General features: G+C 56.0%; 7 protein-coding genes. All 7 read left to right on the top strand.

The annotated features are described in order from the left end of the window. Positions 1-684 precede the first annotated feature (684 nt). The 7 genes from JK216_RS14660 (at position 685) to tssJ (ending at position 10,663) form a co-directional block, all read left to right on the top strand. Entirely contained in the window at positions 685-945 is a 261-nt protein-coding gene (locus JK216_RS14660; RefSeq protein WP_212710807.1) for a PAAR domain-containing protein, read from the top strand. A 2-nt stretch (positions 946-947) separates the two neighbouring features. Continuing rightward, on the top strand, positions 948-2,159 hold the full coding sequence (locus JK216_RS14665) for a hypothetical protein (RefSeq protein WP_212708895.1): 1,212 nt from the start codon (positions 948-950) through the stop codon (positions 2,157-2,159). Next, positions 2,146-5,565, top strand: coding sequence for an ImcF-related family protein (locus tag JK216_RS14670; RefSeq protein ID WP_212710806.1), 3,420 nt, complete (start codon positions 2,146-2,148; stop codon positions 5,563-5,565). Before JK216_RS14665 ends, JK216_RS14670 begins: the two co-directional genes overlap by 14 nt. Then, a complete protein-coding gene (gene tssA, locus JK216_RS14675; RefSeq protein WP_212712015.1) occupies positions 5,566-7,179 on the top strand; it encodes a type VI secretion system protein TssA in 1,614 nt (537 codons plus the stop codon). It begins immediately after the preceding gene. Between the two features lie 88 nt (positions 7,180-7,267). Next, complete coding sequence (tssF, locus tag JK216_RS14680; RefSeq protein ID WP_212712016.1) at positions 7,268-9,037, top strand: type VI secretion system baseplate subunit TssF; 1,770 nt, start codon at positions 7,268-7,270, stop codon at positions 9,035-9,037. Beyond that, a complete protein-coding gene (gene tssG, locus JK216_RS14685; RefSeq protein ID WP_212708891.1) occupies positions 9,001-10,080 on the top strand; it encodes a type VI secretion system baseplate subunit TssG in 1,080 nt (359 codons plus the stop codon). The genes tssF and tssG overlap by 37 nt, the downstream gene beginning before the upstream one ends. 55 nt (positions 10,081-10,135) lie before the next feature. Then, positions 10,136-10,663, top strand: coding sequence for a type VI secretion system lipoprotein TssJ (gene tssJ, locus JK216_RS14690; protein ID WP_212708890.1), 528 nt, complete (start codon positions 10,136-10,138; stop codon positions 10,661-10,663). The last annotated feature ends 1 nt before the right edge of the window (position 10,664 follow it).

The following is a 10,664-nucleotide window of genomic DNA, read 5'->3' on the forward strand; positions in this document are numbered from 1 at the left end:
TGCCATCGGACGATCCCCCCTCATCCGAATAGCCGAAGCGTTCTGTGTATCGCGTTCGAATTTGTATGAACGCTATCGTCGCGCGACTGCACACCTCAACCGTGCTTTTGGCGATGAAATCGATGCTATCGTTAACAATACTATTAAAAAAATAATTACATTAATACTTCAAGCCTTATTGAAGGAAAAATAAAATGTCGTCAATGCATGATGTTTCAAAATAAATATCATTATATTTGTAAATTACATTAAATGATTAAGTATCTGGGGTGAACCTGTTGAATATAATTTATTGTAATAACAAAGGGTGCTTAAAAGGCATGCTAAAAAACCAGTGGTTATTAATGGTGTTAATGGTTTGATTATATTGCAGAGTAGTTAAGGACGGGGATTTAATTGCGCGTGAAGTGCTTACTGGCGAAGTGAATGCGATTATAAAAATCATTTGCTGTTTAATGTTAAGTCACTCAAGGAATATTTGCGTTTGTCATTAGGTGAAAAAAATAAAGTCATATTTTATTCAGGAAAATAAATTAACACTACTGATAATTGAGAGTGATATTTTTTTTGATCAGGTATATCAATGCAGAAAATAAATCACTCGACGGTAATGTTGTCTTTAGCGACCTGAATATTTACAGCTAACCCATGGTCTGAAAGTAATAAAATTAAAGTGAGTGGAAAATGTTAAAAATAATCCGTAAAGGGGATAAAACGACCCATGGCGGTTCGGTGTTAACCTGTTCCGCCACCATGAAGTTTGGTGGTATTGGCGCTGCTCGTAAAGGGGATAAAGTCTCTTGCCCTGAGCATGGAGAAACCACCATTGTTGAAGGTAACCCTGATTACCTTGATGAAAACGGCCTCCCGGTGGCTTTTGAAGGCCATAAATGTGGCTGCGGTTGTACGCTGATAAGCTCTTTTTCTGCGGCGAAGGTTGGTTGAATATGCCGATTTATCTGGATGAAGTCCCTGAAAATGCCGATGGGGTTTCACGTCCGTCGACAATGCGTTGGATAATTTTTCTGGTTGTCATCCTGCTGGCTGGATTGGTGCTGACCCTGTGGCAATGGACCGGAGATCAGCGTGGGATCTCATTCTGGTTTACGGCGATCGGTCTGCCTTTTTGTCTGTGGGGGGGGCTGTTTGTCTTTCGTCATATCGGGTACCGGCTTGAACTCAAGGGTGAAGCGGGCTGGAACTACGAAAGTGATGACCTGGAAGAAGCCGAAATTTCACGTGGCAGGCGTTTTTCCTGGGTTCTCAATACCTGGGTACAGACCCCGGCCGGTCGGGGTACGGGAAGCCTGAGCGCAGCAATGGCGTTGGGCATTCCGCTCCTGAAAACCACCAAACCGCGAAGTGGCGGAGAGTCTATCAGACACGCCCCGATAACGGATTTTGATGCCGGCCCGGAGGCTGTTGCAAAAGCCATTGAAAAAGCCGCGCTACGTATAAACAAAACACTGAAACGCCTTCCTGAGGAACTACCGTGCTGGCTGGTATTAGAGTGTGATGCAGAGCTTTCGGTAGCGAAAGAGGCAGAACTGCTACAGCTGGTCACAGAGAAATCCGGGAGGGCGCTACGTCAGATACCGGGGCAGGGCATGAATGCTCTGGATTACTGGCTGGATCATCACTGGGCCAAACCGTCCGTACTGGTTATTCTGACGCTCACACTGCGGACTTTACCACAGGAAAATGATGCAGAAGCCATAGCTGCAATAGTGCTGTGTAACCGAAAAAGTCACCACTACCCTGATGCTGTCAGACTACATCGTCCGCAAAAGAGCATCCCCGAAACACTGACGCATAATATGGCGCACGCTCTTCGCTGGGCTGGATTATCCCCCGACGCGATCAACGGTATCTGGATTACTGGTGAAGCTGTTACTGACAGGCCCGGACTGAATCAATCCTGTGAAGATAATAAATTAACACTCAGCCTGACGGGCGATATTAATAATATCGATGCCACGCTCGGGTATGCCGGTCAGGCATCACCATGGATAGCAGTGGCACTGGCCGCGGACAAGGTTTCAGAACCGGGGGGACAGCTGGTTGCAGCACAACCGGATCCCGGAAGTGACGATATCTGGCTGATCTCAATGACGATAGCAGAACGAGAAAAGGACATTATCAGGGATGAGCAACGATAAAAAAGGAAATACTAAAATAAAACCAAAAGCCTTGCCCGGACTCGCTATTCTGGCGCTGATTTTTGTCTCAGCAATCATTATTTTTGCTCTGACAATTGGCAGTAATTTTGTCGACAGAATATTTGGTCTCGGCCCGTATCCCCTTGAGTGGATAGTGACGCTCTGCGCGATCGTCAGTGTCATTCTGTTGGCTCTGCTCTGGAGCCTGGAACAACTATTTTTCATCTCCGGAAGGAAAGGAGCACGGCGGGCATGGGGTCACAACAAAGCGTATTCGGCCTCCCTTCCTGATAGTAACGCCGCAAATACCTTTGTTGACGAAAAAGAGCGTGCAGAGAAAAGCTTTAGTGCCGAAGCCCTGACTGATCACCTGCAGTTACGCTACCGCCGCCGCTGGAAGGCAAAAGTACGTCTGCTGCTGGTACAGGGCAGTGACAGTGATCTCGAAAAAGTAGCCCCGGGCCTTAAGCGCGATCACTGGCAGGAGAGTGACGGAATTGTGCTGATCCATGGTGGGCAGTCGGACAGCGTGCCCGGTGACGAGTTTCTGTCGGCACTGAAAGCCGTTCGCCCACAGCGTCCACTGGACGGGGTGATACAGGTGATGAATGCCGATACGCTCCCTGATACGGCCAGACAGGACACCCTGCTGCGTGTGCGTCAGAAAACCGATATCCTGCTGGGCTGGCAACTGCCGGTCTGGCTGTGGGTGGTCCTTGAAGGGGCATGGGCAGATGATGGTGACAGGGCTCCGCCGACGGGAGCTCTGTTTGGCCCCGCAGCCACAGCGGATGAACGCCGTACAGCACTGGCGACACTGTCGTCAGAGTTGCAAGGGGCCGGTGTGGCCGCTCTGCTGGAAAACTCGCAGCATCACTGGTTATTAAACCTCTCTGAGGTATTGCGGGGTTGTCTCCGCCAGTCTCTGCTGCCGTTATTCACCATGCTGATGTCAGGTCCGGTACCTTATCGCCTGCATGGCGTGATGTTCAGCCCGGCATTGCCAGGTGCAGCGACTGTCCCCCATGCGCGGCTGTCACCACCGGTCTGGCAGGTACTTGAAACGGACAGCCTGCGGGCGCAGGCCCGTAAAACCGGTGTTCACTGGCAAAAAGTGCTGCGCCTGATGCTGCCGGGGCTGGTCCTGCTCTGGGGGGCCGGCACGTTGCTGTCACTCTCCGTCAACCGTACCCAAATCTGGCTGGCCCGGGATACTGCCCGGATGGCTGCCGATACAAAACAACCCCTGCCGGAGCGGCTGCGTCACCAGCTGGCGCTGCAGCAGACCATTGCCCGTCTGCAGAACCGGGAAGTGTACGGCGCGCCGTGGTACACCCGTTTTGGCCTGAATCAGGACCGCGACACTCTGCAGATGCTCTGGCCGCTGTACGCCCGTAACAACCAGCAGCTGATGCGTGATGTACTGGCAGATGAACTCCGGCGTCAGCTGAATGCCTTTGTTCAGCTGCCACCGGCAAGTGATGCGCGTACCTCCGCCACCCAAAAAACGTATAGCCTGCTGAAAGGGTACCTGATGCTGGCCCGCCCCGATAAAGCCGATGAAAACTGGCTTGCCGGCAACCTGCTGAAAATCTGGCCGAAGCGCCCCGGCGTGCCAGACAGCGTGTGGCGGACTCAGGGACCGAAGCTGCTTGGCTTCTATGCCCGGAATTTACCGGTTCATCCGGCGTGGAAAATTACCACCGACCGTATGCTGGTTGGCACGGTGCGCCAGATTTTGCTTAAACAGATTGGACAGCGTAACGCGGAGTCCGGGCTGTATCAGGAGATGCTCGGGCGTATTGCCCGCAACTGGCCGGATTTAACCCTCGCGGACATGACCGGTGATACGGATGCCTCATCGCTGTTTTTATCAGAAGAAATAGTGCCGGGGATGTTCACCCGTCAGGCCTGGGAGGAGCAGGTGCAGGATGCGATTGATCAGGTGGTAAAAAATCGCCGCGATGAAATCGACTGGGTGCTGACTGACAAAACCCGGCAGCCGGGCAACGATGTGTCACCGGAAGCACTGAAGCAGCGGCTGACAGAGCGCTATTTCACCGACTTTGGTAACGCATGGCTGAATATGGCCAACAGTATCCAGTGGCAGGAAGCCGGATCGCTCTCCGAAGCCATTGCTCAGCTTAACCTGCTGGCGGATATCCGCCAGTCTCCTCTGGTGGCGCTGATGAACACCCTGGCCTGGCAGGGCCAGACGGGGGCCAAAGGTGAAACGCTTGCGGATTCCCTGGTGGAATCGGCGAAGAAACTGGCAGGGCGTCAGAAAAACGCCAGACAGTTTATTCAGCAGGCACAGGGGCCCAAAGGGCCGCTGGACGGCGTGTTTGGTCCGCTTACGGGGCTGATGGCCGGGAAGGACGGTACCGGCTCGAACGGTAATCTCAGCTTCCAGTCCTGGCTGGCACGGGTGACCCAGGTGCGCCTTAAACTGCAGCAGGTGACCAGTGCGCCCGATCCACAGGCCATGGCCTGGATGCTGGCCCAGACCGTTTTCCGTGGGAAAACCATCGATCTGACGGACACCCGTGACTACGGAAGCCTGGCGGCGGCAAGTCTGGGGCAGGAGTGGAACGGCTTTGGTCAGGCACTGTTTGTTCAGCCGCTTGACCTGGCCTGGCGTCAGGTGCTGGCTCCGGCCGCAGGCAGTCTTAATGCCCGCTGGCAGAGCACTATTGTTTCGCAGTGGAACACCGCTTTTGCCGGACGTTATCCGTTCAAGGCCACCGGCAGCGATGCTTCATTGCCATTACTGGCACAGTTCCTGCGAAGTGATTCCGGGCGTATCGCCGCATTTATCAAAAACAACCTCAGCGGCATATTGCATCAGGAGGGCAGTCACTGGGTGGTGGATCCGGCGGCAAGCCAGGGGATGACCGTTAACCCGGCGTTTCTGTCAGCCATTAACCTGCTGGCTGACATTGCCGATATCGTCTTTGCACAGGGCGATGCCGGGGTTCACTTTGAACTGATGGCGCGACCGTCGAGGGATGTGGCGCGAATGCAGCTGACCCTGGATGGACAGAAACTGGATTACTTCAACCAGATGGAAAGCTGGCAGAGTTTCAGCTGGCCTGGCAACAGCTGGTACCCGGGGGTGAATCTGAGCTGGCGATCGACCAGTAGCGAAATGCGCCTGTATGCGAATAACCAGGGAAACTGGGGCTTTATCCGTCTGCTGGATAAGGCGCGTACCACCCCTATCGACAGCAGCCGGACACAGCTGCAGTGGACCACCCCTGAGGGTAATCCGCTGAAATTCATTATGCGCAGCGAGCTCGGTGACGGACCTCTGGCACTGCTCAGATTACAGAGCTTCAGCCTGCCGCAGACTATTTTTTCCGTGGGCACCCCGCGCGGTTTGCTCACCTTTTCCGGAGACGAATAAATGGCAACTGCAGAAACACTCCTTAACCTGTGTCTGCCGGATGCAACCCGGCGTGCTGCACTGCTGGTACAGACCCGGCAAAGGCTTTCCCTGTGGTTGCCGTGGCTGACGACGCTGCCGAACGGTGCCGGTGACGACCCGGTCTGTGAAGATGATTTTCAGCTGATGCGCGAGGAAATCAATAAACTGTCAGGCACCGATACAGACGCGCTGTGCCGCCTGGCGGAAAGTATTCTCACCCGGCATGCCCGCGATATCCGGGTGGTGACCTGGTATACCTTTGCCCGTCTGCATCGTGACGGTGATGCCGGTCTGACCGATGGCATCCTGTTGCTGGTCGCGATGCTCAGCCAGGCCGGGGTGCACTGTCACCCACAGCGCAGCACCGCCAGACTGGCGGCACTCGACTGGCTGAACAGTGAAAAAGTACGCGATGCATTCTCGCGCTGGCCGGACGTGACGCGGGAAGAAACCGCCTGTACAGCTGCGGCCCTGTGCCTGCTGGAGACCGTTCTGGACTCGTTACCAGAGGCAGGGCGGCCTGCATTTACCGGCCTGCTGAGTATGCTGGAAACCCGGCTGGCTGGTAGCGGCGGGCTGGATACACCGCTGGCAGCCTCCCGGACAGGTGGGGCGGGTGACGACAGTCATACTATCCCGTCATCAGGTAAGGCTGTTCCGGTGGCCGCTGCTGTCAACTCTGAAGTGGAGCTGGTTCGCCAGTTACGCGTACTGTCCGGCTGGGTGGTGGAACAGCCGCAGGGCTGGCTGGCGGCCCACCGGATGATGAAAGCTGCCCGCTGGGACCTGGTGACGCATTTACCGGCACTTGATGCCAGCGGCCGTACACGCCTGCTGCCGCCCAAAGCGGACTACCGCGCCCAGCTGAAACGCCTGTATCTGCAGCAGAGCTGGACTGAGCTGGCGGAGCTGGTGGATGTGATATTCACCGAAGGCGGTAACCGCTTCTGGCTCGATTTGCAGTGGTATCTGTGGCAGGGGCTGAGCCGTGCAGGAAGCCCCGGGGATCAATGGGCAGATTACATTCTGAGCGATCTGCGGCTGTTACTTAAACGTCTGCCGGGCCTGGAAACGCTGGCCTGGAGTGACGGCACACCGCTGGCTGATGAGGCGACGCTCAACTGGATAGCCGGACAGGTCAATGATGAGATGCCCGGGTTCAGCGATCTGCCGGCAGTGGCCAGCGTCCCTCAGACAGATGACATTCTGGCGCTGGAAGCGGAAGCGATGGAGAAAGGTGACCGTGAGGGGCCGGAAACGGCGCTGGGCTGGCTTCAGAGCCGTCCGGGTATGGACTCACCACGAAGCCGCTGGTTACTCCGCTTACTGATGGCCCGGGTCGCAGAACAGTATGGCCGCAACGAGCTTGCCCTGCACCTGCTCGGCGAACTCACTGCCAGTGCGCCGCAACTGACCCTCAGTGACTGGGAGCCAGGATTACTGTTTGATGTACAGGCCCGTCGTCTGCGCTTACTGCGTCTGAAAGCCGGACGCAGTGAAAGCGACAAAGCCCGGCTCACCCCGGAAATGGATGCACTGCTGGCGGGACTGATTGCGATTGATCCGGCCCGGGCGATGGTGCTGTGCGGATAAATCACCGCCAGCCACGGTTTTTCAGTTAACGCCCCCCCTCTTGATGACATCTTTCTTTTGATGATTTTTCCACTCAGGATTTCCGCACATGGATGATTTAACCCTTCGCTACTATGAAGCTGAAATGCGTTACCTGCGCGAAGCAGGTAAAGAGTTTGCCCGCGCCCACCCGGACCGGGCGGCGATGCTTAACCTGGATAAAACCGGAGCCCGCGACCCGTATGTGGAGCGCCTGTTTGAAGGCTTTGCCTTCCTGATGGGGCGGCTGCGTGAAAAACTCGATGATGACCTGCCGGAACTGACTGAAGGGCTGGTGAGTCTGTTGTGGCCGCATTATATGCGCACTATTCCGTCGCTCACCGTAGTGGCCTTTAGCCCGGAGTGGCAGCAGCTGCGCAAAAAGGAAACCCTGGAAGAAGGCTTCCCGGTGCTGTCGCGCCCGATCGGGCCGGAGAAAACAGTTTGTCAGTACCGTACTACCCGTGAGGTAGCGCTGCAGCCCCTGCAGCTGGCAGATGCCCGTCTGCAGACCGAACCGGATGGCAGAGCCGCTATTCGTCTGTGTTTCGAATGTCCGGATAAAGTGGACTGGTCAAAAGCCGGTATCGATAAGGTCATTATTTACCTTGATGCTGACAGTCCGGTGGCTCCGGCGTTGCACCTGGCGATGACCCGACAGGTTCACGCCATGTACGTCCGTCACAGCAGAACCGGTACCGCAAGGGTGGCTTTTGACGGCTGGTGTAAACCGATGGGCTTTGACGATACCGACCGCCTGTGGCCGAAAGGCGATTCAGCGTTCAGCGGCTACCAGCTGCTGCTGGAGTATTTCAGCTTCCGCGAAAAATTCATGTTTGTAGAGCTGCGGGGGCTTGAACTGACCGGCCTCAGTGCCAGAAATACCTGGTTTGAGATCGATATCGTGCTGAATGGTAGCTGGCCGTCGGATCTGCCGTTTGACACCGAAAACTTCCGTCTGCACTGCGCCCCGGTGATTAATCTGTTCTCCCTGGAGGCTGATCCGCTGACACCAGACCCGCTACAGAGCGAATACCTGCTGCGTCCGCTGCGTGTTCAGGACGGGCATACGGAAATCTACAGCGTGGATGATATTCACGGGGCGGTGAAAAACGGCAAGCATCCGTATGTACCATTCACCAGCTTCCGTCACCGTGGTGGCATGATGCGCTTTGATGCGCCGGAACGTTACTTCCACACCCGCGTGAAGCGCGGTCCTTCGGGACTGTATGACACCTGGCTTATCCTTGGCGGAAAGTCCTTCGAGCTTGAGCAGTTGTCTCACACTCCGGAGTCGCTTTCGATCCGTATTACCGCAACCAACGGCCAGCTGCCGAGGCGCTCACTGGAAAGCACCCTGCTGGACCGGGTGGTGAAAGCCGGCAAAGTACCGGTAAAAGTCCTGAATCTGAAAGTGCCGACGCTGCCACTTTATCCACCGGCCAGTGACCGCTTCCACTGGCGGGTCATGAGCCATCTGGGCTCCAGTTTCCTGAGCATGATGGATAACCCGGAGGTACTGCGCGGAACACTGGCGCTGTATGACTGGACCGGTGATGAGATGAACCGCCGCCGCCTGGAGGCGATTGTGGCGGTGAAACATACCCTTATTCGTCGCTTTGAAAAGGGCTTTATGTTGCGCGGGGTCGACATCGAAATCACCCTCGATGCTGACAATTTTGCCGGGGAAGGGGATGTCACCCTGTTTGGTGAGATGTTGCACCGCTTCTTTGCTCTCTATGCCGACGTCCACCTTTTTAATCAGCTGACACTGGTACTGCAACCAACAGGGAAACGACTGCGATGGAAAGAGAATCACAGCCAGCACATTCCGGGCTGACAGAGGCACTGCGTAACAACATCTGGCGGGTTAATTTCTACCGCTTATGCCAGTTGCTGGAGCAGGAAAACCCGGAGGCTCCTCCGCTTGGCAGTACCGACAAAATCAGTACTGACCCGGTGCGCTTCCGTCCCTGGCCGGGGATGGGCTTCCCGGTCAGTGAGCTTAAAGTTATTGAAACTGATGAGGATCAGCCCGGCCAGGTACCGACGGTGCGCACCACTTTCCTCGGCATGTACGGTGTGGATTCGCCGCTGCCGACCGCACTGCTGGATGATATCGCCCAGCATCGTGAGGGGTATCAGGCGACTTCCGCGTTTCTGGATATCTTCAGCCACCGTATTCTGACCCAGTATTACCGTATCTGGCGTAAATATGCCTATCCGGTGACCTTTGACGCTGGTGGCGAAGATGACATCTCCCGATGTCTGCTGGGACTGGTAGGGCTCGGTATTCCGGGTACCGCAGAACAGGTGGCGACACCGTGCTCTCGTTTTCTGGCGCTGCTTGGCACCCTGCGCCTGCCAACCCGCAACGCCGAAGGTATCCGCCAGCTGGTGACTCTGCTGGCCCCGCACACCCGGGCCACGGTTATCCGTCCGGACCCGGTGAAAGTATCCATAGAGAGTCGCAGCGGACTCGGTAAAGCCAGTCGCGTGTCTCTGTCACAGCGTGCCACCCTCGGCAGGACCGGGAAAGAGGCCTGCAGCCGTATTCTGCTGATGCTGGCGACCGATAACAGACAGGAAGCACAGGGCTGGTTGCCCGGCGGGCAGATACATACCGACCTGATGGTGCTGCTGCGGGTATATATGGGTTACCGCGCCGATGTACGCCTTCGTCTCACGGTGCCGGTTAGCTGCCTGCCTGAACCCCGGCTGGGTAAGACAAACCGGGTGCAGCTGGGACGTACCGGCGTGCTGGGCCTCAACCCTGATAATCCGGCGGAACGCAGCCACCTGACGGTCAGCACGGGTACCTATGCAGGGCTGACCTGCAGTGCGCTTTCGCCGGCACAGCCCGCCGGCTATCGGTTTGGCTGATAACTCAATACCCGCCCCCTGACAATCCTGTTGTGACGTCTGAAAGGAACCTGAAATGACATTCACTTCCCTGCAATCTGGCGCATCTCTGATGTTGCTCACTGTTCTGCTGACGGGCTGCGGCCTGACTCAGTCGGTAACGGATGGCGCCGTCAGTATCACCAAGGCCATCTTCTGCAAAAAAATAAAGGTACTGCACCTCGACTTTGAACCACGTGCTGCCGCCAATGCCGATGAAAGTCAGACACCGCTCGCGACTATGGTGCAGGTCTGGCAGCTCAAAGACCGGCAGCAGGTGGATGCCGCGGATTATCAGAAACTACTGCGCGATGCGAACACCAGCCTGAAAGAGGATATTGTGGCCAGTAAGTCACTGCTGGTGATGCCCAAAGGCAGCATCATCCTCAATATGCCGCTGGAGCAGGCCGCAAAATTCGTCGCAGTGGTCGGGCTATTCAATCGTCCGGACCTCGATAACAACACCTGGAAGCTGGTGCTGAGCCGCGCTGATCTCGACCCGGATAAGCCGCGTACTATCCAGCTCAACAGCACCGGACTGACTCTGGTGCCGCTAAAGGAGTAAG

The organism is Tatumella sp. JGM94 (assembly GCF_018257595.1).
Lineage (GTDB): Bacteria > Pseudomonadota > Gammaproteobacteria > Enterobacterales > Enterobacteriaceae > Tatumella > Tatumella punctata.